The 23,085-nt window shown below is 73.9% G+C and carries 16 protein-coding genes and 1 tRNA gene; 1 reads left to right on the forward strand and 16 read right to left on the reverse strand.

Going from position 1 to position 23,085, the window contains the following annotated elements; genetic code table 11:
• Positions 1-261 precede the first annotated feature (261 nt).
• The 5 genes from hemW to DYI95_RS10920 form a co-directional block, all read right to left on the reverse strand.
• On the reverse strand, positions 262-1,512 hold the full coding sequence (gene hemW / locus DYI95_RS10900) for a radical SAM family heme chaperone HemW (RefSeq protein ID WP_243149989.1): 1,251 nt from the start codon (positions 1,510-1,512) through the stop codon (positions 262-264).
• Positions 1,512-3,350, reverse strand: a complete 1,839-nt coding sequence (lepA, locus tag DYI95_RS10905) for a translation elongation factor 4 (RefSeq protein ID WP_116899770.1) — start codon at positions 3,348-3,350, stop codon at positions 1,512-1,514. Before lepA ends, hemW begins: the two co-directional genes overlap by 1 nt.
• Before the next feature lie 126 nt (positions 3,351-3,476).
• Entirely contained in the window at positions 3,477-4,289 is an 813-nt protein-coding gene (locus DYI95_RS10910; protein WP_116899769.1) for a thioredoxin family protein, read from the reverse strand.
• Between the two features lie 236 nt (positions 4,290-4,525).
• Positions 4,526-6,871, reverse strand: coding sequence for a stage II sporulation protein P (gene spoIIP / locus DYI95_RS10915; RefSeq protein WP_116899768.1), 2,346 nt, complete (start codon positions 6,869-6,871; stop codon positions 4,526-4,528).
• 432 nt (positions 6,872-7,303) lie between these two features.
• Positions 7,304-7,633, reverse strand: a complete 330-nt coding sequence (locus tag DYI95_RS10920) for a phage holin family protein (RefSeq protein ID WP_006902945.1) — start codon at positions 7,631-7,633, stop codon at positions 7,304-7,306.
• Between the two features lie 166 nt (positions 7,634-7,799).
• Between DYI95_RS10920 and rpsT the strand changes: the two genes are divergently transcribed.
• Positions 7,800-8,072, forward strand: a complete 273-nt coding sequence (rpsT, locus tag DYI95_RS10925) for a 30S ribosomal protein S20 (protein ID WP_116899767.1) — start codon at positions 7,800-7,802, stop codon at positions 8,070-8,072.
• 193 nt (positions 8,073-8,265) lie between these two features.
• On the opposite strand, the gene holA is transcribed toward rpsT, so the two are convergent.
• The 11 genes from holA to DYI95_RS10980 all read right to left on the reverse strand — a co-directional run bounded on the left by holA (position 8,266) and on the right by DYI95_RS10980 (position 23,024).
• On the reverse strand, positions 8,266-9,528 hold the full coding sequence (holA, locus tag DYI95_RS13150; RefSeq protein WP_116899766.1) for a DNA polymerase III subunit delta: 1,263 nt from the start codon (positions 9,526-9,528) through the stop codon (positions 8,266-8,268).
• A gap of 74 nt (positions 9,529-9,602) precedes the next feature.
• Complete coding sequence (locus DYI95_RS10935) at positions 9,603-12,584, reverse strand: ComEC/Rec2 family competence protein (protein WP_116899765.1); 2,982 nt, start codon at positions 12,582-12,584, stop codon at positions 9,603-9,605.
• Between the two features lie 35 nt (positions 12,585-12,619).
• Positions 12,620-13,543: a ComEA family DNA-binding protein gene (locus DYI95_RS10940; RefSeq protein WP_203530650.1), complete on the reverse strand. Its 924-nt coding sequence runs from the start codon at positions 13,541-13,543 to the stop codon at positions 12,620-12,622.
• Positions 13,544-14,365: 822 nt separating this feature from the next.
• Positions 14,366-16,966, reverse strand: a complete 2,601-nt coding sequence (gene leuS, locus DYI95_RS10945) for a leucine--tRNA ligase (protein ID WP_243149765.1) — start codon at positions 16,964-16,966, stop codon at positions 14,366-14,368.
• A 137-nt stretch (positions 16,967-17,103) separates the two neighbouring features.
• A tRNA-Ala gene (locus DYI95_RS10950) sits at positions 17,104-17,176 on the reverse strand.
• A 366-nt stretch (positions 17,177-17,542) separates the two neighbouring features.
• Positions 17,543-17,899, reverse strand: coding sequence for a ribosome silencing factor (gene rsfS / locus DYI95_RS10955; RefSeq protein ID WP_116899763.1), 357 nt, complete (start codon positions 17,897-17,899; stop codon positions 17,543-17,545).
• 5 nt (positions 17,900-17,904) lie between these two features.
• Entirely contained in the window at positions 17,905-19,227 is a 1,323-nt protein-coding gene (locus tag DYI95_RS10960) for an LCP family protein (protein WP_243149991.1), read from the reverse strand.
• 246 nt (positions 19,228-19,473) lie between these two features.
• Positions 19,474-20,124 (reverse strand): bis(5'-nucleosyl)-tetraphosphatase (symmetrical) YqeK, encoded by a 651-nt coding sequence (yqeK, locus tag DYI95_RS10965; protein WP_116899761.1) that lies wholly within the window; start codon positions 20,122-20,124, stop codon positions 19,474-19,476.
• A 19-nt stretch (positions 20,125-20,143) separates the two neighbouring features.
• Positions 20,144-21,037: a nicotinate-nucleotide adenylyltransferase gene (gene nadD, locus DYI95_RS10970; protein ID WP_116899760.1), complete on the reverse strand. Its 894-nt coding sequence runs from the start codon at positions 21,035-21,037 to the stop codon at positions 20,144-20,146.
• A 41-nt stretch (positions 21,038-21,078) separates the two neighbouring features.
• The gene (obgE, locus tag DYI95_RS10975; RefSeq protein WP_116899888.1) at positions 21,079-22,455 is read right to left on the reverse strand and encodes a GTPase ObgE; all 1,377 of its coding nucleotides are present in this window, start codon (positions 22,453-22,455) and stop codon (positions 21,079-21,081) included.
• Positions 22,452-23,024: a Spo0B domain-containing protein gene (locus DYI95_RS10980; RefSeq protein ID WP_116899759.1), complete on the reverse strand. Its 573-nt coding sequence runs from the start codon at positions 23,022-23,024 to the stop codon at positions 22,452-22,454. Before DYI95_RS10980 ends, obgE begins: the two co-directional genes overlap by 4 nt.
• Positions 23,025-23,085 lie beyond the last annotated feature (61 nt).

Consider the following 23,085-nt stretch of genomic DNA (forward strand, 5'->3'; position numbering starts at 1 on the left):
CCAGCCCCGGGCTTGCCGCGGCCAACAGGGCCGGCAGGCTGCCCGCCGGCCCGGCGCCCGAGGCCGGACCGGCGGCCGCGACCCGCGCCGCCCGGCGGGCCCTCTCCGGAGACCGAGTCGACGCCCGCTACCGGAGCCGGCTGCCGCCTGCCCGATGGCCTCACGGACCCGGAGCCGGCGCCCGGATGCGGGCCGGTTAGCACTCGATATCAGAGAGTGCTAATGATCCTCTTAACAAGGTAGCACCGGCGGCGCTGCCCGTCAACGGGACTGGTCCGCGCCGACGAACTCGGCCAGCACGCTGTTGGCCACGGGCACCGCCTGAAGGCTGAGGCGCAGGTGCCCTCCCTCCCGCAGGAGCCAGCCCCCGGCCAGCAACCGGGCCACCGCCTCCGGGAAGGCTTCGGCCGGGGTCAGGCCGAACCGCCGGGCGAAGCAAGCCTCCTCAACCCCCTCGGCCAGGCGCAGCCCCAGGATCATGGTCTCCTCCATCGCCTGGCGCCGGCCGACGGGTTCCCGCAGGTCGACGGCCGGCTCGCCTTGCTCCAGGCTGGCGGCGTAGGCCAGGGGGTGCAGCCGGTTGCGCCGGCGCTCCCCCTGCCAGCAAGACCAGGCGCCGGGCCCCGCCCCCAGATAGGAGCCGTTCAGCCAGTAGACCCGGTTGTGGACCGACTCCCGCCCCGGCCGGGCGAAGTTCGAGATCTCATACCGGACGAACCCGGCCGCGCCCAGCACCTCGTACGCCCGGTCGAACATGGCCCGCTCCGCGTCCTCCCCCGGCAGGTCCAGAAGGCCGGCCTCCCAGCGGCGGTGGAAGGGCGTGCCCGGGTGCAGCTCCAGGCCGTAGCAGGAGACGTGCTCGGGCTCCAGCGCCACCACGGCCCGGAGGGATTCCTCCCACTGGGCCAGGGTTTGCCCGGGCAGGCCGAAGATCAAGTCGACGTTCACGTTGTCGAACCCGGCCCGCCGCACCCGGGCGTAGGTCGCCTGAAAGTCCGCCCAGGTGTGGTCTCGGCCGATGGCCTGGAGCAGCTCGTCCTGCACCGCCTGCAGCCCCAGGCTCAGCCGGGTGACCCCGCCGCCGCGCAGGGCCCGCAGCCGGCCTTCGTCCAGCGTGCCGGGATTGCACTCCACGGTGATCTCCGCCCCGGGGGCCAGGGCGAAGCGGCGGTGCACCGCCTCCAGCAGCCGCTCCAGTTCGGCGGGCTCCAGGATGGACGGCGTGCCGCCGCCCACGAAGACCGAGACCAGGGGCCGGGTCAGGCCGGGATCGGCCGCCAGAAGGTCGAGTTCCCGCTCCAGGGCGGCCAGGTAGCGGCGCTTGCCTTCGGGGTCGAGCAGGTAGGTGTTGAAATCGCAGTAGTAGCACCGCTGGCGGCAATAGGGGACGTGGATGTAGAGGGCGGGTCCGGCATCCCAATCGGGCCAGGTCCCGGCCGCGGGCGGGTCCGGGTCGGGGCGGGCGGCCGCCGGGGCCGGGGTCCCTACGCCGGTGGTGGCGCCCGGCCGCATCACCTGCCCCCGCCTCCCCGGGGCTCGTCCACCCGCAGCACGGCCATGAAGGCCTCCTGGGGGATCTCCACCCGGCCCACCTGCTTCATGCGCTTCTTGCCTTCCTTCTGCTTCTCCAGCAGCTTCCGCTTCCGGGTCACGTCGCCGCCGTAGCACTTGGCCAGCACGTTCTTCTTCAGGGCGCGGATGGTCTCGCGGGCAATGACCCGTGATCCCACCGCCGCCTGGATGGGCACCTCGAAGAGCTGGCGCGGGATCAGCTCCTTGAGCCGCTCCACCAGGGCGCGGCCGCGGGCGTAAGCCTTGTCCCGGTGGACGATGACCGACAGGGCGTCCACCAGCTCCCCCGCCACCAGCACGTCCAGCCGCACCAGGTCCGACTCCCGGTACCCTTCCAGGTGGTAGTCCAGCGTGGCGTAGCCCTTGGAGCGCGACTTCATCTGGTCGAAGAAGTCGTACATGATCTCCGCCAGGGGCATCAGGTACTCAAGGCGGACCCGCCGCGGGTCCAGGTATTCCATGTTGATGAACTCGCCCCGGCGCTCCTGGCAGAGCTCCATGATGGAGCCCACGTAGTCCTTCGGCGTGAAGATGGAGACCCGCACGTAGGGCTCCAGGAACGCCTCGATCCGGTCCCGGGGCGGCAGGTCGGCCGGGTTCTGGATCTCGACCTCGCTCCCGTCCCGCAAGCGGATCCGGTAGACCACGCTGGGCGCGGTGGTGATCAGGTCCAGGTCGTACTCGCGCTCCAGGCGCTCCTGGACGATCTCCATGTGCAGCAGGCCGAGGAACCCGCAGCGGAAGCCGAAGCCCAGGGCCTCGGAGGTCTCCGGCTCGAACACCAGCGCCGCATCGTTGAGGTGCAGCTTCTCCAGCGCCTCCCGCAGCCGGTCGTAATCGCCGGGGTCCACCGGGTAGAGGCCGGTGAAGACCATGGGCTTGGCGGGCTGGTAGCCGGGCAGGGGCTCCGCCGCCGGGCGGTCGACCAGGGTGATGGTGTCGCCCACCCGGCAGTCCCGCACGTTCTTGATGCCCGCGGCGACAAAGCCCACCTCCCCGGCGGCCAGCTCGTCCACGGGAACCAGCATGGGGCGAAAGGTGCCCAGCTGGTCGACCTCAAACTCCGTGCCCGTGGCCATCAGGCGGATGCGGTCGCCGGGGCGCAACCGGCCGTCCCGCACCCGGACATAGGCGATGACGCCGCGGTAGGGGTCGTAGTGGCTGTCGAAGACCAGGGCCCGCAGGGGCGCCTCGGGGTCGCCGGCCGGGGGCGGGATCCGCCGGACCACCGCCTCCAGCAAGGCTTCGACGCCGGTGCCTTCCTTGGCGGACACCAGGAGCACCTCGTCGGGATCGAAGCCCAGGTCGGCCAGCTGCTGGCGCACCTCATCGGGCCGGGCCGCGGGCAGGTCGATCTTGTTGATCACCGGGATCAGCACCAGGCCGGCGTCCAGCGCCAGGTAGAGGTTGGCGACCGTCTGGGCCTCCACCCCCTGGGTGGCGTCGACCAGCAGGATGGCGCCCTCACAGGCCGCCAGGGCGCGGGAGACCTCGTAGCTGAAGTCCACATGGCCGGGCGTGTCGATCAGGTGCAGGGTGTATTCCTGGCCGTCGGCGGCGCGGTAGAACATGCGGACCGCCTGGGCCTTGATGGTGATGCCCCGCTCCCGCTCCAGGTCCAGCATGTCCAGCACCTGGTCCCGGCGCTCCCGCTCGCTGATGGTGCCGGTTCGCTCCAGCAACCGGTCGGCCAGGGTGGACTTGCCGTGATCGATATGGGCGATGATGCAGAAGTTGCGGATCCGGGCCTGGCGGCCCCCTCCGGCAGCCTGGTTCATCCTGCACCGAGACCTCGCCGTTTGCGGAATCGGAATGGCGCGCAATGCCCGGGCCGTTCACCGGGCCCTGGAAGCCCGGTCCCGGGCGTCCACGGCTTAACCCGGGCCCGGAATCCCGCCGCCTGCTCAGGCCGGCGGGATTCCTAGAACCTGGGCAATCGCCGACCACAGCATCTCATCACCCACGGCCCCGTCCAGGGCCACCCGGTCGTTGACCACCGTCTTGGGTACGGCCCAGACCTGGTACTGCCGCGCCAGCTGCGGGAAGGAGCTGGCCTCCACCGCCTCGGCGATCACCCGGGGGCTGGCCAGGGCCAGTTGCATGGCGGAGCGCACGGCCCGCGGGCAATGGGGTCAGGTGGGGGTGAAGAACACCCGCAGGTGGACGGTTTCCCCCGCCTGTTCCAGCAGGGCGAGGCGGTGGGCGTCCAGCACCCCGTCCGGCGCGGAGGAACCGGCCCCGGGGCCGCCCTCCGCCGGGCCCTGGGTCTCCGCGGCTCCGCCCGGAGCCACGGCCTCGCTGCCCGTGCCGCCCCGGTCCTCGCTGCCCGGGGCGCCGGGCGCCGCCCCGTGGCCTTCCCCACGGCCTGCTTCCACCAGCGCCTCCAGCAGGGTGGCGAACTCGTAGCCCATCGGCGGCCCCACGAAGCGGATGCGGCCGCCGGCCCGCCCGTGGATCACCAGGGTGGGGGTGCGCTCCACGCCCAGCTGGCGACCCCGCTCGCTCTCCCGGTCGAGGTCGCGCACGGCAAGCGCCAGCTGGGGGCTGAGGGCACAGACCTCTTCCAGCAGCTGCACCGTCTCCTCGCAGCGCGGGCACTCCCGGCCGGGGATGATCAGGCGGGTATCGCGGACGAAGAGTTCAAGCTCCACGGGAGCGTCGACCGCCGCCAGCCGCTCGGCCACCGCCCGCCGCTGGGACTCGGCGAGGATCGCCACGGGCCCATCGCCTCCTCACGCCGGCGGCAGTTCCCGGCCGCCCCCGGCCGGGAACTGCCGCTACCGTTGAGGATACCGGCGAGGGCCCGCCGTCACAAGCCCGGCCATCCCCGGGCCGGAGGCACCGCCCGGCGGGCCCGAGCCCCCCGGAACCGCCCGCATCCCGCGACCCGGCCCGCCCGGGGCTCCACCCGGACCCGCCGCGACCCGCCGGACCGGGTCCCCGGAGCCGGACCTCAGCGGGGTGGCGCCACCCCCGGCGGGCACTGAAAGGGACGGTCCGCCTGGGGCACCTTGCCCGCTTCGATGACCGCCGCCAGCGCCTCGGCGAACATCCGGGCGCTGCGGTCCGCTTCCTCGGGCGTGTTGCCGTAGCCGCCGATCTCCACCAGCACCGCACCGGGCCGGACATGCTGGTTGTAGCGGTTGTCCGACAACAGCACGCCCTTGACCAGGCCGGGGTAGCGGGCGTTGAGCTCCGCCACGATCCACTGCACGAAACAGAAGTTCTTCTTCCAGTGGGGGTGCTCCAGCCGGCGGTCGGTCCCCACGACGAAGAGGATGCCGGCGGCCGGCCGCCCGCCCACCTTCACCAGGGTCGAATCCCGCGGGATCCCGTCGCGGTGGACGTCCAGCACCACGTCGACCGTGGGATAGCGGTCCAGAAGGCCGGGTTCCTCCTTGCTGCCGGCCAGGGCCGCCAGTGAACGCTGGTAATTGCCGATGCGCGTCACCCGCTGGCCGTCCCGGTCGAACACCTGGCGCAGGTGGACCGCGCCGATGCCGTGTTCCTCCAGCACCTGCTGGATCACCGCCCCGGCCCCCACCACGCTGGCCCCTGGGTCGCTGGTGAACGCCTCCACCGCCGGGTCGAACCCGGCCCCCGCCGGCACGGCGCCCACGTACGCCTCGCTGGTGTGGGTATGGTAGATCAGCACCCGCGGCCGGTGGCCGGTGACCGCCACCTCCCCGCCGCCCTGGGCCGGCGCCGGCGGGCGGAAGCGGGGCAGGCCGCCGGCCAGCACGTCGGGAGGCGCCAGCCGGCCTACCACCGGCCCGCCCTCTTCCTCGAAGAGTTCCAGATGGTGCTCCCCCGGGAACTGGGCGGCCACCAGGGTAAGGGGCTCGTCCAGCCGGACGCCGCTGGCCTTCTCGACCAGCAGGTAAGCCAAGCGGCGGCCCAGCTCGCCGGCGTCGCCCGCACCCGCGCCGGCGTCCCCCGCACCCTCGCCTTCACCGGCGGGCGAACCCGGCCACACCGCACGCAGGACGGCACGCCAGCCCCAGAGGCGCTCGCCCAGGGCCTGCCAGAGATCGGGCTCCTCCCCGCTGCCGTCTGCGGCCGGGGCACCGGAATCCTCCCTGCCGGAGGCCTCGCCGCCCGCAGCACCGGGGGCAGCGCCGCCCTCACCACCGGGAGCAGCACCGCTTGCAGCACCGGGAGCAGCGCCCCTTGCACCACCGGGGGGAGCGCTGCCCTCCTGCCCTGGTCGGGGAGCCCGACCGCCGGCCCCGCTCAGGGCCGGAACGGCCGGTTCCTCCAGATCCTGGCCCGGACGGGCTGGTGCGGTGAAGGCTCCGCCGCCCGCCAGCCGGGCGGGTGCCTCCGCCCGGTCCCAGGGCAACCCTCCCCCCAGCCCGGCCAGGAAGAGGAACACCGCGACCACCAGACCGGCGTAGGTGGCCACCAGGGACCAGGCGTCGGGACGCCCGCCGCCGCCTTGCGGCCGGGCGCCGTCCTTCCCGCCGGGCCCCGGCCTGCCGGGCGGCCCCCCGGGTCCCGAGGCGTCCTGGGCGCCGCCATCGCCGGAGGAACCGGCGCCCGTTTCCTCCTGGGCCCCGGGCGCGCCGCCACGCGGGCCTGCGACGTCCGGCGCCCCGGGGTCCCCGGTGCCGGCGGTACCGGTTCGTCGGGAAGCATCCTCCCCCGGCGTCCCGCCCGCCCGCACCCCGCCGGCCAGGACCGGTCCGGCCGGTCGCCCCCCGGGCTGGCGCGCCCCGGCCGCCGCCGGGTACATCCCCGGCAGGCCGGATCCCGGCGGCACACCGGGACCCGTCGCCGCGCCGGGTTCTGCCGCGGCGACGGCCTCGCGGGCCCCGGTCCGGGACGGGACGGCAGGCCGGGAGCGATCGGGCACCACCGCGCCAGGGGACGGGCGGCGGCGCCCGGCAGCCGGCCGGCCCAGGGCCGGCGGCACGGGAGCCGGGGCGAGAGGGCCTGTCCCATCGCCGGGCTGCAGCCCCGGCGGGGGCGCGGCCCGGCTCGCGCTCCCTCCCGCGGCCTCACCGGGCGGTGGGGCCGCGTCGTCGCCCGCGGCACGCCCTGCCTCCCGGTCACCTCCCGGTGCCGGGTCGCCGCCCGCCCCCCGCCCCGTGCTGGGCCCGTCGCCGGCCGGCGGGGCGTATCCGCCGGAGGCATGCTCCAGGGCCGGCCCGCCGGCCGGTTCGTCCCGGTGGGAGGCTCGGGCCCGGTCCGGCTGGGACCGGCCCGCGGTGGGCGGGAGCGACGGGTCGCCGAAAGGCCGGGCGGCCGGTGCAGGCGCGCCGGGTGTGCCGTGACCCGGAGGCCGGTTTACGGACATGGCTGTCCCTCCATTCGCCTCCGCTGCACACCTATGCGCTAGGTCAGGTGGTCATGCCGGGGGCCGGCCGGCAGGGCACCGGCCCGAGGGCCGCAGCCCCGCGAGGTACCGGTACGGGGTCCGCCTGGAGGTCGAGACAGCGCAGAAAGCCAGAGCAGAGAGCAGGACGTCGAGCGGGGCGAGGAAGAGAGCGGGGAGCGGAGCGTTCAGCCTATGGCGACAAATTGCGGAAGGCCGGCGTGGCCTTGCGCGGAGAGCCGGGCGTGCAGGGCACGGGGTGGCGGAGAGGGCAGGGTGCAGAAGGCAGGGAGCGGAGAACACCGGTCCCGGCGCACGGCAGGGCGGGCTCCCGCCGGAGCCCGCACCCGCATCCGGCCCGGGCCACCGGCCGGGCGTGCAGCCGGAACCGGTGGGTCCCCAACCGCTCCCTCTTCACCTGAGTTCCGTCGGGACGAAGGCGTCGATGATGCCGATGATCAGCGAGGCCAGTAGCGCGCCCAGAATGGAGACGCTCATGCCGGGCACGATGAACTGCACCGCGTAGATCACCACCGCGGCGGTCAAGAAGCCGACCAGGCCACGGGCCTGCGGGGAGATGTTCTTCCCCAGGAGCGCCTCGACGAGCCAGCCGATGGCGGCGATGGCCACCGCTGCCAGCAGGGCGTTGACGAAGCCCATGATCCGGAACCCGGGCACCAGGAAACCCACCAGCAAGAGGACGATGGCGGAGACGATGAAGCGAATGATGGCCCCAATCACCACCAGGGTCACTCCTTCCAGGCGCTAGCTCCTTCACCGGCTGTAGGCTAACCCTCCGGGAGAGCCGCTATTCCCCGCCGGCAGGAAGAGCTGGTGCCGGGAGGCGCCGTCCCCTTGCTACGCCCGGCCCCGTGGATTAACATGAAAGTCTGGCACGGAGGTGAAGACGGTGCCCAACACCCGTTCGGCGCGCAAGCGGGTCCGGATTGCGGAGCGCAACCGCCTGCGCAACAAGATGTACAAGACCCGGATCAAGACGGCCATCCGGCGCCTCGAGGATGCCCTCTCCGGAGGCGATGACGACGCCATCAGGGCGGCCCTGCGGCGGGCCCTGAGCGCCATCGACCGGGCCGCGGTGCGGGGTGCGATCCACCGCAACACCGCAGCGCGCAAGAAGTCTCGCCTGATGCAGCGGCTGAAGAAGCTCGGGCGCGCTTCCTGACGGCGTGCCCCGCAGCCTGGAGCCGGCTGCTCGCCTGCTGCCAGCGCCGTCGTGCTGCCGGTACGCTCCTGCCGCGGCCTGCTCTCTGGGGGCTGCGCCCATGCTGCTGGTGCATGCTGGTGCCGGGGCTGCTTTTTTGCTGTTGGTGCTGCGGGCCGCCGGACAACGGCCTGATCGCTAGAACTGGTTGGTGCTACGGCCGCTTCTGTCGGGAAGCGGCTTCTTTTTTGGCAGAGGGTTGCGGGGCTTTTGTGGTCGCGGGTTCCGCCGCCTGCAGCCCGGCCAGAAACCAGACCAGGCGCTCCAGGCCGATGCGGGCCGGCCACCGTCCCTGCTTGATGCCCACATCGGCCTCCAAAACCGCCTCCAGGGCCGCCATCGCCCGGTCCGGCGCCAGCCGGCGGGACTGCTGCCAGGCCTTGCGCGCCACGAAGGGGTGAAGTTGCAACCACGCTTGCAGGTCGGCCACATCGCCCCCTTGCCGGCGGAGGCTGGCCGCATAGGCCAGGATGCGGTACTGCCGGGCGATCAGGGCCAGCAGGCGCAGGGGCGGCTCGCTGGCGTCCAGCAACCGCCCCACCAGTTCCATGGCCTGCCGGCGCCGCCCGGCCACGATGGCATCAACCAGCTCGAACACCCCGGCCGTCGCCACCGCCACCCCCACCTGGCGCAGGTCGGCAGCCGTGATCCGCCGGCGGTCGCCCACGTAGGTTGCGACCTTGGCCAGCTCGCTGGCCAGCCGCCGCAGGTCGGGTTCGCCGGATTCCACCAGCCAGGCCACCGCCTCCGGGTCGAGCTCCTTTCCCCAGGCGGCCGCCTGCCGGGCCAGCCACTGCCCGAGGGCCTCGTCCCGCAGGGGCTGGCAGGCCACCGCCCAGCCTCGCTGCCGCAGGCGCCGGACTGCGGCGCGCCGGCCGTCCAGCTCCGGGGGATGGCTGATGACCAGTACGGCGCTGGGCGACGGGTCGTCCAGATAGGCCAGCAGCGCCCCTTCGGCGGGGTCGGTGCTCCGGCCCGTTCCGGCGGACGAACCGGACCCCGCGCCGCCCGCCTCCGGTTGGTCCGCACCGCCTTGCGATCCCGCGCCGCCGGCGTGCCCGCCGGCGTCCCCACCGGTGCTCCGGCCGCCTCCGCCTTGCGCACTGCCCCCCGTCCCGCGACCGCTGCTGGCGGCAGCACCCCGCGGGGCCAGCCAGGCTGCCTCCCGGACCACCACCAGCCGCCGTTCCGCCAGGAACGGGACCGTCCGGGCCTGTTCCACCGCTTGCGCCGGCGCGGCCGACCGGCCGTCCAGCTGGGTGAGGTTCAGCACATCGCCGTCGGGCAGCAACGTCCTGCGCAACGCCTGGATGATGGCGTCGTGCCAGTAGGTCTCCGGGCCGTGCAGCACGTAGACCGGCTGGATCTGGCCCTGCTCAATGGCGGCCAGCACGGTGGCGGCAGGTTGCGACTCCAAGGGCAGGCGGACCTCCTCCCTCGCGTGCCTCCAGCCAGCATCCTACCGGACATCCTACCGGACCGTCGCGCCCTTCACGACCCCCTGAACGCCCGGGAGGCCTCGGAGTCCCCGCCGCCGGGAAGCATGACCCGGACCTCCAGGCGCTGGCCCGGTCCTGCCCGAACCGACACCGCACCCAGCCGGTCGGTCCGCAGCACGGGGATGCCGGCACGCTGCAGGCGGGCCAGGGTCTCCACATGGGGCAGCCCGTAAGGGTTCGGACCGGCGGAAACCACCGCCAGTCGCGGCCTTACCGCCGCCAGGAAGGCGGCGGTGGTCGCCCCGCGCGAGCCGTGGTGGGAGACCTTGAGCACCTCGGCGCGCAGGTCCACTCCCCGGCGCAGGAGCTCTTCCTCGCCGGCTCGCTCCAGGTCGCCGGTCAGGAGCAGGCGCGGTCCGCCGCAATCGAGTCGCAGGACCAGCGACCGGTCGTTTTCGCTGCCGGCCGGCCCGCCGCCGCGGCCGCTTCCCCTGGCGCCATCTGCCGCCGCGGCGCCGGTCCCGGCCGCGCCACCCGGCTCCTGGGGATGCAGAACGTCGACCCGGCAACCGGGCGCCGGCTGCCACCGCCATCCGGCCGCCGGCCGCACCAGGGGCACGCCGCGCCGGGCAGCGGCCGCCTGGAGGGCCTCGTCGAGCCGCACGCCCGGAATGCCGCCCAGCCAGACCATCTGGGTCCCCAGCTGCTCGATGACGGCCCCTGCCCCGCCGGCGTGGTCCCGGTCTCCGTGGGTGACGACCAGCAGGTCCGGCCCCCGGCCCAGCAGCCGCCGCACCACCGGCACCGTAACCTGCTCCCCGACGGCGTCGGCCACGGCCGGCGGCGGCCCGGGCCAGTACCGCCCGGATTCGGCTTGCAGGGCTTTGCCGCCGGCGTCCACCAGGGCGCTCCGGCCCCCCGGGAACTGCACCAGGATGGCGTCACCCTGCCCCACGTCGAGAAACCAGGCCACCCATATCCCCGGGGCGGGCGGCCGGAGCAGCCAGGCGGACAGGGCTACCGCCGCGACCAGCCCCGCAGCGGCCGGGGCCAGCTGCTGCAGAGGGGGCAGGGGGCGGGGACGCCGGCGCCGGGCGTAGGCCGGGCGCCCGTCGCCCAGGCACCAGAGGATCCAGGCGGTGGCCAGGGCCAGGCAGCCCGCGGCCGCCGGCGCCAGCCCGCCGGCGGCACCCGGCACCCGCCCCGCCACCATGGCCGTCTTCACCATGAGCGCCAGGCTGGCAGCTGCTGGCCACCCCGCCAGCCTGGCCAGCAGGGCGGCCGGTTCCTGCCAGCCGGAGGGCAAGGGGAGAGCATGGAGCGTCGCGCCCAGCCCCGCCGCCGCGGCGGCCGCCACCAGGGCCACGGCGGAGACGGGCACCACGGCTAGGTTGGCCACCAGGGCGAGCAGGGGCGCCCGGCCGAAGAGGGCAACCTGCACGGGCAGGACGGCCAGCTGCGCCGCCAGGGTGACCGCCAGGGCATCGCCGGCCCAGCCGGCGACGTGCCAGAAGGCCCCCCGTACCCGGCCGGCCGTTCCTTCCCGGCAGGGCGGCTCGGGGGGTCGCGTGGCCCAGCGGCTCGCAGCAGCGCAACCGGCCGTCACCCCGGCGGCGGAGGTGCCGGCCCGGGACCGGCCGCGGGGTACGAGGGCACCCTGGGGCTGTCCCGGCGCCGCTCGCGGTGGAACCGGACCGGCGCCGAGCCAGGGCCTTCTTTCCGCGACGGATTCGCGCGGGTTCGCCAGGAGTGGCGCCAGGAAGCCCAGCGCCGGTTCCGGAAAGGCGGGCTCCAGGCGGGTCGCAGCGAGCCCTGCCGGCGCCGCGTGCTCCCCTCCGGGCCGTCGCGGTCTCACCGGCGCCACGAGGGCCTGGTAGCGGTTCCACCACCGCCGCCAGGCCCGCTGCAGGGGGCTTCCCAGCAGGATCAGTCCCGCCGTCGCCGCGAAGGACAGCTGGAACCCCGGATCCAGGAGGACCAGGGGCCGCCAGGCTGCCTGCAGAAATCCCGACCATACCAGAATGGTGAGGGGGCTCACCGGGCGGGCCAGGGCCCGAGCAAGCTCCGCGAGCAGAAAGGTTGCGGTGGCCCGCAGCACCGACGGCGGCCCGCCGGTCAGGCCTGCATACAGGACCACCACCGCCATGGCACCCGCCCGCCGCCGGCGCGGCAGCCAGCGGGCCCTGCCGGCCGTCCAGGTCGCAAGGGCCGCGGCCATGGCCACATGCTGGCCCGACACGGCCAGGGCGTGAATCAGTCCCGTTTCGGCCAGGGCGTTCCGCGCCGTCACGGAAAGGCCCTGGCGCTGATCGAGGAGCAGGGCTGCGGCCACGCCCCGGGGGCCCGGCGGCAAAGCGAGGGCCAGGCCCGCTTCCAGGGCATGCCTGAGCCGGGCCAGACCCCGGCCGGCCCAACTGAAGGGTCCCGGCACGACCTGCACCCGGGGCGGCCCGTCGGCCTGGAGCTCATAGGCATAGCCCTGGCGCAGCCCGGCCGCCCGGTCGTCGTAGCCGCCGGGATTGGTAGCCGGGCGCAGCCGCCGCAGGGTGCCCGTCACCTGGACCACCGCCCCCGGCGGGATCCCCTGGCCTGGGCCCGCACCCATGGTCCGGGGCCAGCGGACCCGGAGCCGAGTGCGCACCGGGGTGTCGCCGATGGCCGTCACGGCCAGCCGCTCGGCTCCCTCCAGGCGCCCCGTCACCACCACCGGCCGCACCCCTTCCCATGGGGCCGGCCGCCAGGCGTCACGGGTCCAGGTGTCGGCCGCCAGCCAGGCGGAGCCGGCGGCCAGCGCCACCAGCAGCGAGCCGGCCATGCGCTCCGGAACCCGCCACGGCCGGCGACCGCCCCGGCCGTCTCCGGCCGCCCCGTTCCACAGCATGGTGACCAGGGCGGCCCCCAGCCCGAGCAGCGCCGCCTCCGCCGCGGGTGCGCCCGGCGGCGGCGGGCCGGCCTGGTAGCCCGGCCAGCGCAGCAGGGCCCACAAGCCGACGGTGGCCGCGTAAGCCAGCATCCAGCCGGTGCGGTAGACCACCCTGCCCTCTCTCCTTCAACCGGGCGCCGGGAGCATCAGGGGCCGGCGGTGATGTGCGGGAGCAGCTGGGCCAGGGTCTTCTCCCCAATGCCCGGCACCCGGGTCAGGTCCTCGGGACGGCGGAAGGGGCCGTTGACCTCCCGGTCCGCCACAATGCGCTGGGCCAGGGCAGGCCCGATGCCCGGCAGAGCCTCCAGCTCGGCCGCCGTGGCGCGGTTGATGTCGATCCGGCCCTGGGGCCCGCCGGCGGCGCCGGCTCCCCCGCCGGTGGCGATGCCGGCCGCGGCCCCCGGAGCGGCGGCGGTGACGCCGTCCCGGGCCGGAACGAAGGTTCCGGCCGCCAGCTCCTTCTGGGTGGGCACCAGGACGCGCGTGCCGTCGGCCAGGGGAGCCGCCAGATTCAGAGCATGCGGCGCCGCTGCCGGCGCCGGGCCGCCGGCAGCGGTGATGGCATCGACCACCCGGGCGCCGGCCGGGAGGAGGTACACGCCGGGCTGGGCCACGGCCCCGGCCACGTGCACGGTGAGGACCGGCCCGGAGGGTCCGCCCGCTGCGCCCGGCCTCACCGGCCTGCCGGCGGCACCGGCTGCACCCGGGTAGGGCTGGGCCCAGACGGCGGGGGAGGCAGGGTCACCGGATTCCCCGGCCCCTGCCTGACGCTCACCGGCCGCCTCCGGCCCCTGGAGCGCGGGGTCGCCGGGTGGGGACGGGGCATCCCCGGGCGCCGTTCCTGGCGTCGCCCCGGCCGGTAGGGGCCCGGGCTGGTTGCCCGTCGAAGCAGCGCCTGTCTCGCTCCCTGCTACCTCGGGCTCCCCCGGCGGCGCGGTGGCGGAGACCTCCGGCCGGCCAGGCCCTGGAGCCGGCCCCGGCTCCACCAGCAGCGGTGCCGACGCACTGCCGGCCATGGCGCGCCACGACCAGACGGCGGCCAGGAAACAGAGCCCCAGCAGCGGCGCCACCGTTCCGGCCCGGCGCCTCCGGGAGGCCGGAGCGGGAACCACCGGAGGCCGGGGTGGCGGCGTGAAATCCGCCCTCGGGGGCGGGCCCGGCTGGGCTCGCCCCGGGCCCCTCCGCGGGCCTGGCACCCGGGCACCGGCTACGGATCCGGGGGGGCGGCTTTCGCCAGGGGCAACCCGCTCCGGCGGCTGGAAGAACACCACGCCGGCACGCTCGCCGTGGTGCGTCGCATGGGGCGGGTGGAACGACCCCGGATCCATGTCCCATGCCTCCCCGCGCAATAAAGGGTCCCGCCCTCCGCGATCCGGCCAGGCCCTGCAACCGGCCGGATGCCCCTCGCCACCCCTACCCCGGGGACAGGCAGCAAAGCCCGCGGTGATGGCGGGCTTCCGGCTCGGGCACCGAAGCGCCAAGGACGGCAACCGCAACTACCAATTTATTACACCAAACCGGGGGACGATGTCAAATACTGGATGAACGGGCGACCGGCGTGCGGGCGCCGGACCGGCCACTCTCGCCGATGAACAACGAGGACGGGTGCACCCGCACCCGTCCTCCGGTGGCTGCGAACCGCAGGCGACCGCGAACCACAGTCCGTGCCTTAAGCATCCCTTGCGCGTCCTGAGAATCCCTGGGAATGAATCACCTTGCATCACCGTGCCGGCGCCCCGGGCCCGTGCCGCCGCACAAGGCCGGCAGCCGGTCCTGCATCCTTCCCCCCGGCGCCGGTACCGCGTCCCTGTCCCCGGAGCGCCGGCCCGTGGCCCGGCCGCGCCTTCGCCCGGGGGCCGTCCCCCGGCGCCTGCGGGGCCCCATTGCCCCACCTACCGGACCACGATGTTCACCAGGCGACCCGGCACGGTGACCACCCGCGCCACGGTCTTGCCGTCAATCCACTCCCGGACCCGCGGGCTGGCCAGGGCCTGCTGGCGCAGGTCTTCCTCACCCAGGCCCGCCGGGACCTGCAGCCGGTCCCGCACCTTGCCGTTGACCTGGACCACGATCTCCACGGTGCCGGCCTCCAGCACCGACGGATCCCACTGGGGCCAGGGCTGCCGGTGCACGCTGCCCCGCGTCTCCCGCCAGCCCAGCAGTTCCCAGGCTTCTTCCGCCAGGTACGGGGTAAAGGGTGCCAGCATCCGCAAGAGGCGGTCCAGCGCCGCGGCCAGCAGGTCGGCCCGCTGCGCCGCCGGTTCGACCCGGTCCCGGTAGCCGTAGATGGCGTTGACCAGCTCCATCAGAGCGGCCACCGCCGTGTTGTACTGCATGCGCTCGGCCATGTCGGTGGTCACCCGGGCGATGGCGCGGTGGACCTCCCGCCACAGGGCGTGTTCTTCCGGCCCCCAGCCTTCCGGCACGGGCATCACGCCAGCGGCTGCCGTGGCCGCCTCCCGGCCTCCGGCCGGCGGCTGCGGGGCCTCCGGCCGGGGTGCCGCCACCGCCCCGTCCCGGGCTGCGGCCACCTGCCCCGCGGCGCCGCGGATCGCACCGGCACACCCCGCCACCAGCCGCCAGACCCGGTGGACGAACCGGCTGGCGCCCTCGATGCCGTGCTCGGACCACTCCAGGTCGCGCTCGGGCGGCGCGGCGAAGAGGATGAACAGGCGGGTGGCGTCGGCCCCGTACTCCTCCAGGATGTCCTCGGGGCTGACCACGTTGCCCTTGGACTTGGACATCTTGGCGCCGTCCTTGATCACCATGCCCTGGGTCAAAAGGCGCTGGAAGGGCTCGGGGCTGGGCACCAGGCCCTCGTCGTAGAGCACCTTGGTGATGAACCGGGAATAGAGCAGGTGCAGCACGGCGTGCTCGATGCCGCCGATGTACTGGTCGACCGGCAGCCAGTAGAACACCTTCTCCCGGTCGAAGGGCTGGTGCTCGTCCCGGGGCGACGTGTAGCGGTAGTAGTACCAGGACGAGTCAACGAAGGTGTCCATGGTGTCCGTCTCCCGCCGGGCCGGGCCGCCGCAGGCCGGGCAGGTGGTGCGCACGAAGGACTCGGAGGTGGCCAGGGGCGAAGCGCCCACCTCAAAGCGCACGTCGTCGGGCAGGAGGACGGGCAGCTGTTCTTCCGGCACCGGCACGATGCCGCAGCGGTCACAGTAGATGATGGGAATCGGCGCACCCCAGTAGCGCTGGCGGGAGATCAGCCAGTCCCGCAGGCGGTAGTTCACCGTCCGCCGGCCGATGCCCCGGCGCTCGAAATCCTCGGCCATGCGCCGGTAGGCTTCCCGGCTGTCCATGCCGTCGTAGGGGCCCGAATGGACCATCCGGCCCGGGCCGGTGTACGCCTCCTCCAGCCGGTCGCCATCGGCCGGCACGCCCTCGCCCTGGATCACCACCCGGACCGGCAGGCCGTACTGGCGGGCGAACTCGAAGTCCCGCTCGTCGTGGGCAGGCACCGCCTGGATCGCCCCGGTGCCGTAGTCCATCAGCACGTAGTTGGCCGTCCAGATGGGAATCCGTTCCCCGGTGGCCGGGTTAATGGCATAGGCACCGGTGAAGACCCCCTCCTTGGCGTCCACCGCCTCCGCCCGGTCCCGGACCGTCAGGCGCGTCACCCTTTCCACGAAGGCGCGCACCGCCTCTTCCTGCGGGGTCCCGCGGGCGAGCTCCAGGGTGAGGGGGTGATCGGGGGCCAGCACCATGAAGGTCGCCCCGTAGATCGTGTCGTGGCGGGTGGTGAAGACGGTGAGCTTCTCATCCCGCCCGGCGATGGGGAAGTCCAGCTCCATGCCCTCGCTGCGGCCGATCCAGTTGCGCTGCATCACCTTGACCCGCTCCGGCCAGCCCTCCAGCAGGTCCAGGTCGGCCAGCAGCCGGTCGGCATAGGCGGTAATCTTGAAAAACCACTGTTCCAGCTCGCGCTTTTCCACCGGCGTGCCGCAGCGCCAGCAGGTCCCGTCCTCCACCTGCTCGTTGGCCAGCACCGTGGCGCAGCGCGGGCACCAGTTCACCGGCGCCTTCTTCCGCTCCACCAGGCCGCGCTTGTAAAGAAGCAGGAACAGCCACTGGGTCCACTTGTAATACCCCGGGTGGGAGCAGGCGATCTCGCGCCGCCAGTCGTAGCTAAGGCCGAGGCGCTGCATCTGCTCCCGCATGGCGGCGATGTTGGCGTAGGTCCAGCGGGCGGGGTGGGTCTGGTTGGCGATGGCCGCGTTCTCGGCCGGCAGCCCGAAGGAGTCCCACCCCATGGGATAGAGGACGTTGAACCCGCGCATGCGGTAGAACCGGGCCGTGGCGTCGCCGATGGAGTAGTTGCGCACGTGGCCCATGTGGAGCTTGCCCGACGGGTAGGGGTACATCTCCAGGCAGTAGTACTTGGGGCGCGACGGGTCGGCCTCCACGTGGTAGAGGCCTTCCTCGGCCCAGCGCTGCCGCCATTTCTTTTCCGCAGCATGGAAGTTGTACCGGTCGTCGAAGGCCATGGCCATAGCCTCCTCCTGGCTCCTCGCTGGTCGCGGCGGGGCCCAGGGCGCCGTGGGATCCCCCGGGCCAATACGCCGGGAGCCTCCCGCCCTCAAGGGACGGGAGGCTCCCGCGGTACCACCCTTCTTGATCAGTGTGGAGCGGATGGGACTCGAACCCACGACCTCGTCAATGCCATTGACGCGCTCTCCCAACTGAGCTACCGCCCCACGCCTCTGACCCACTCGCGCCCTTAACGCGGGCCACGTCACCGGCTCCGGCGGAAACCCGCCGCCCGTCCTTCGCCGGTGCGGCTCCCGGGCGAGTTCCCCTGCCGCGCGCCGCCGGTTTGCACCCCCACCGGCTCTCTGTAGGCCGCCTGCAGGGTACTGCTCCCGTTCACGGCCTTTGCCTTTCCGGTTGTCGAACCGCGTAGCCCATTATAGAGAGGGTCCCGCAGCAGTGTCAAGGCAGGTGGCCGGCGACCGGTCCGGGGCGCCGGCGGGGCCCATGATGCGGCCGCTGCACCGCGCGGGGCCGCCCCGCAGCCGCGCCGCGGCCACGGCACGCTACGGCCCGCCCGCCGAACGCCGGCATCACCCCTCGGGCAGCGCCTCCAGTTCCAGGCGCCGCGCATCGCCCCACAGGCGCTCCAGGGCGTAATATTCCCGCTCGGCCGCCAGGAACACGTGCAGCACCACGTCGTCGAAGTCCACCAGCACCCAACGTGCCGCGTCATACCCTTCGCGGTGGCTGGGCACCTGCCCTTTTTCGGCCAGATCCTCTTCGACCCCGTCGGCGATGGCCCGCACGTGGATGGCGTTCTGGCCGTGGCAGATGACAAAGTAGTCAGCAATCAGGGTGATCCCTTCCATGTCCAGGACCACCACGTTGCCCGCCTTCTTCGCCTCGGCAGCGCGGGCGATGGCCAGCGCCTTCTCCCGGCTGGTCAAGCGCCTCATCCCTCCCTGCCGGCCGCGGCCGTTGCCGTTCCCGCGGCCGTGCCGGTGAAGTCCTCCCCCACCACGATGCGCGCGTCGATGCCTTCCGGCAGGTCCTCGGCCGTTTCCACCCGCACCGTCACGGCCGATCCGGCCAGGGCCTGGCGCAGGCGGTCCGCCACCGCCGTATCCTCGGGACGAACCACCACCACGGTGGTGGCGAAGTCGAAGCGCTCGGCGTTGCCCACGGTCACCACCCGAAAGCCCAGGCTGCGCAGCAGGTCGGCGGCCTGGCCAGCGGCCCCCCGCCGGCCGTTCCCGTTCAGCACTTCCAGCCGCACCTGGGCGTTGGCCTCCACGTCGACCCCCGCCAGGATCTTCATGGCTTCGCGGCGAGCGGCCGACTCGTCCACCAGCCAGTAGCTGAGGCCGTCCACGTAACCCGGCCGGCCCGGCAGGATGCCCATCTCCAGCCGGTCCAGGTCGAACCGGGGCAGCAGGGCCGCCAGGCCCAGCATGCGGGAAGCCGGCATGTTGGTGGTGATCTGGCTGCCCAGGGTGCTGGCCAGCTGGGGCAGCTTCAGGACCCCCTGCATGCTCAGCACCTTGTCCGCCAGCGCCCGGAGGAACTGCTGCTGCCGCTGGATCCGGAAGATGTCCCCGTCCTGCCGGTAGCGGACGTAGTGCAGCGCCTTCTCGCCGTCCAGCACCTGGCACCCCGGCTTCAGGTCGATGCGCAGGTTCTGGCTGCGCGCCGTGTAGCGCATGGGCTTGTCGATGCAGACCTCGACGCCGCCCACGGCATCCACCAGGGCCCGGAAGGCATCGAAGTCGATTTCCACAAAGTAGTCGATCCAGATGCCGAGGAAGTCTTCGACGGTTTCCTCCACCCGCTGCGCTCCCGCGCCGGGACCGCCTTCGGCCTGGCCGTAGGCGTGGGCATGAGCGATCTTCTCCGGGTGAGGCCGGCCGGGGATGGCGACCCGCGTGTCGCGGGGGATCGACAGCAAGCCGACCCGCCCCGTGGTGGGGTTGACGTTGACCACCATGATGGTGTCCGACCGCTGGGGTGCCGACGGCTCTCCCGCACCCGCGCCGGCGTCGACCCCCAGCACCAGGATGTTCAGGGGCCGGTCGGCGGCGGCCGCATGCTGGGAGCCCGGGTCCGCGTCCTGCGGCACCTGCTGCACGTGGCTGAAAAACCCGTACAGGGTCGACCCCAGCCAGAAGGCGCCCGTCACGCCGGCCACCAGCAGGACGCCCGCCAGCACGGCCAGCACGCGGGCCGCCCTGCGCCGCGGGCGCTTGGGTTCCTGTTCCACCGGTCCAATCAAGGGCATGCTCACCGTCAAGACGCTCCTTTACGGCCCTCGCGGCGCAGGGGTTCGGCGCTCCTGCTCGCGGCCGCCTCCTGCCATGGTAGCGGCCGGCCTGCCAGGCTGCCAGGTCGACCGGTACCAGCCCGGGGCGGGTACCGGAGCCGCCGGGCCGTTCCTGGCCCCTGGACGCCCGCCCCGGCCGGGTCCCGTTCGCCGTCCCGGCGCCGCCAGGGACGTGCGTCCTCGCGGCCCTCCCGTGCCCCGTGCTCAAGACTTCGCGTCTCCGCCGGCGGTTCCCGCCCCGCGGCGCAACCACCGGTTGCGGGCGGCCACCGTGGCCTCGGGCAGCCACAGGCCGCGATCCAGGCAATAGCGGATCAGGTCGTCCAGGACGGCGGCCATGGCCTGGTCCAGGTCGCGGAAGGCCAAGCGCCGCAGGTCCTCCACACCAGGGTACGTGCGGCCGGGCTCCAACTTGTCCGCCAGGAACAGCAGGCAACCGGTCCGGCCCAGGCCTGGGCGAGCCGTGGTGTGCCAGCGGACGGCTTCCAGGACCTCGGGATCGCGGGTGAGCCCCTCCCGCATCGCTTCCCAGGCCGCCACAGGGCCGTGCAGCAGGATGGGGTCGGCTCGCTCCGCCGCATCGGGTTCCCACCCCGCCTGGCGGGCCAGGCGCAGCAATTCGCCGGGGGGGCGCTCCCGGGCCAGGTCGTGGATCCAGGCGGCCAGCTCCACCGGCCGGGGATCGGTGGCATGGTGTCCCGCCAGCCGGCGCGCCATCTCCACCACCCGCACCACGTGCCGGTACCGGCCGGGGCTGAGGGTGGCCTGGGCCTTCAACTGGGCGCGGCGCAGCGCCTCTTCCAGGGGCAAGGCTTGCGGCAGCTGTCCCGGCGTTTCGGGCAGCGATCCCGGCATGCCGATTCCCCCTCCGGGCTCACAGGGCGACGCCGGACGAACCCGGCCGCGCGGCCGGGTTCCCGACGGCGGGAGGCCACGCCCTGGCGGCGCCTCCTCCCGCGGGTCCTTCGGCCGCGTTCCGCGCCCGGCCTTCGACCGCCGCATCGCCCCCCGGGCTCGGGGGTGCCTGCTCCCCGCCCTGGCCGGCCCCCCCTGCCGGCCCGCGCTCCGGCCCGCCCCCGGCGGGCGCGGGCCGGGCCGCGGGCTCCGGCGCGGCGGGGCGGTAAAGCCCATATTTCTCCACGTAGTCCTCCACCGCCGCCGGAACCAGGTACCGGATGGACTGCCCTGCGGCCACCCGCTCGCGCAGTTCCGTGGACGAGATGCCGATCTCCGGGATGGGCAGCACATGGACCCGGGCGCGACGCACCGCCGGCAACCCGTCGAGAAAGTTCTGCAGCACCGCGCCCGGCAGCCCCGGCCGCGTCACCACGATCAGGTGGCAGATATCCAGCAACCCGAGGCCGCCTCGCCAGGACGGCAGGGTCACCACCGAATCCGCCCCTGCGATGAAGTAAAGGGATGCGCCGGGCCCCGCCATGGCGGACAGCTGGGTCAGGGTGTCGATGGTGTAGGAAGGTCCCTCCCGGTCCAGTTCCAGCCGGGTCGTGTAGAAGTGGGGGTTGCCGGCGGTGGCCAGCACCGTCATGCGGTACCGGTGCTCGGCATCGCTAACCCCGGCCGGGTCCTTGTGGGGCGGCCTTCCCGCCGGCACGAACAGCACCCGGTCCAGACGGAAGTGGACCCGCGCTGCTTCCGCTGCTACCAGGTGCCCGATGTGAATGGGATCGAAGGTGCCGCCGAGCACCCCCAGCTGCAGCGGCCGGCCGTCCCGGCGCGGCTTCAGCCACTCCTCCAGCCCTCTGGCCACCGGAATCCTCCTTCGGACCCGCCGCGCTTCCCCTGCATCCTTCATGGGGCGTCGCCTTCGCCGCCGGTCTCATGCCCCGACGGGTTCCGGCCCTCCCCGGCCCCGGCGGCTTCCACCGAACCCGTCTCATCGCCCAGAACCAGCTCCATGGGTCCCAGCCGCACGGTGTCACCGGTTTCGGCCCCCGCCGCGCGCAAGGTCTGTTCGGCCCCCAGGCGCTCCAGGCGCCGCAGCAGCCAGCGGACCGCTTCCTCGTTGTCGAAGTCCGTCATGGCGACCCAGCGCTCCACCAGCGGGCTGGTGATGATCCAGGTTCCGTCGGGCTCGCGGCGGACCTCCAGCCGGCGCGGGTCCGGTCCCGGCCGGTACACTTTGCGACCGGCCGCCACCAGGGGCTGGGGCACGGGTGCCCGGGCCAGCAGCCCTTCCACCCGGTCCAGCAGCCGGTCCACGCCCTCCCCCGTGGCCGCTGAGATGGGAACCAGCTCCAGGCCGGCCGCCCGCGCCGCCTCTTCCAGGGCGGGCAGGTGCTGGGCGGCCTGGGGCAGGTCCATCTTGTTGGCCGCCACCACCCCCGGCCGGTCCAGCAGGGCAGGCTCGTATGCTTCCAGTTCGTCCTGCAAGGTGGCCAGGTCCTGCTGGGGATCGCGCCCTTCCGTCGCCGCGGCGTCGACGACATAAATCAGGACCCGGGTGCGCTGGATGTGGCGGAGGAACTCGTGTCCCAAGCCCACGCCCTGGTGGGCCCCCTCGATCAGTCCGGGGATGTCCGCCACCACGAAGCTGCGCCCGGGCCCCCGCTGCACCACACCCAGGTTGGGCGCCAGGGTGGTGAAGGGATAGGCCGCCACCTTGGGCCGGGCGGCGGAAATCCGGGCCAGCAGGCTCGACTTGCCGGCGTTCGGCCAGCCCACCAGCCCCACATCGGCCAGCAACCGCAGCTCCAGCTTGAGCCAGCGCCGCTCCCCCGGCTCTCCCTTCTCCGCCAGGCGCGGCGCCTTGCGCTGGGGGGTGGCAAAGCGGGCGTTGCCCCGGCCGCCGCGCCCGCCGCGGGCCACCACCACCTGCTGGCCGGGCTCGGCCAGGTCGGCCAGCACGTCCCCCGTGTCCCGGTCCCGGACCACCGTACCCGGCGGCACCCGCACGTGGAGGTCGTCCCCGCGGCGGCCGTGCCGGTTGCCGCCCTCCCCGTGGGTACCGCGCCCCGCCCGGTAGTGACGGCGGTAACGCAGGTCGGCCAGGGTGGTCAGGGCCGGGTCGACCACCAGGATCACGTCCCCGCCCCGGCCGCCGTCACCGCCGTCGGGACCGCCCCGGGGCACGTACTTCTCCCGCCGGAAGCTGACGGCCCCGTTACCGCCCGTACCGCCTTCCACATAGATCTCCGCTTCGTCGACGAAATCGGACAAGGACGTCACCCCGTGGTGCTGCCTCGGCTCCCCGTGGCGGCTGGGGGGCCGCCGCCTTCCAGGCCCCACCGCAACCGGCCATCCCGGCCGTCCCACTGCAGCCAGATGCGCCGGCCCGGCTCCCGCCGGGCCGCTTCCAGGGCCGCTTCCAGCGCAGGCCCCACCGCGGCTGCGGCGTTCCCCTGTCCCGGTCCTGGCGGGGTAGACTCCGGCGAGGACGATGCGTCGCTCGCGGCTGGCCGCCCCAGCCCCCGGCCCCCGCGGGCCCGCCCGGCCGCCGCGCCCGGGGCGGAACCGGGTACCGGCGCCCGCCACGCCACCTCCAACCCCATTTCCTCACAGCGGGCCCGCCAGACCAGGTAGAAGGAGGCCGCCTCCACCGGCCAGCAGCGCAGGGCGGCGCCCTCCCATTCCAGCTGGCGGCACCACTCGGCAAGGGCCGTGGCGGCCTGCTCCGGCCGCCCCAGCTGCAGCCAGCCGAGAGCCACCTGCAGCCGGTTGACTGCGCCGTGGCGCCATGCGCGGACCACGCTCACCAGCTGGGCGGGGCCGGCAGCCGTTGCATCGCCTTCCGTCATCAGGATCCCCCACGGGCTGGACCGGGCTCGCCACGGCCGCCGCCGCTGCAAGCAGCACCGC

Source organism: Thermaerobacter sp. PB12/4term (assembly GCF_003403315.2).
GTDB lineage: Bacteria > Bacillota > Sulfobacillia > Thermaerobacterales > Thermaerobacteraceae > Thermaerobacter.

Coding starts and splice junctions, on each gene's coding strand:
- hemW (WP_243149989.1), bottom strand. CDS start 1,512: ATGCGGCCGGGCGCCACCACCGGCGTAGGGACCCCGGCCCCGGCGGCC.
- lepA (WP_116899770.1), bottom strand. CDS start 3,350: ATGAACCAGGCTGCCGGAGGGGGCCGCCAGGCCCGGATCCGCAACTTC.
- spoIIP (WP_116899768.1), bottom strand. CDS start 6,871: ATGTCCGTAAACCGGCCTCCGGGTCACGGCACACCCGGCGCGCCTGCA.
- leuS (WP_243149765.1), bottom strand. CDS start 16,966: ATGGCCTTCGACGACCGGTACAACTTCCATGCTGCGGAAAAGAAATGG.
- DYI95_RS10960 (WP_243149991.1), bottom strand. CDS start 19,227: ATGCCCTTGATTGGACCGGTGGAACAGGAACCCAAGCGCCCGCGGCGC.
- yqeK (WP_116899761.1), bottom strand. CDS start 20,124: ATGCCGGGATCGCTGCCCGAAACGCCGGGACAGCTGCCGCAAGCCTTG.
- DYI95_RS10980 (WP_116899759.1), bottom strand. CDS start 23,024: ATGACGGAAGGCGATGCAACGGCTGCCGGCCCCGCCCAGCTGGTGAGC.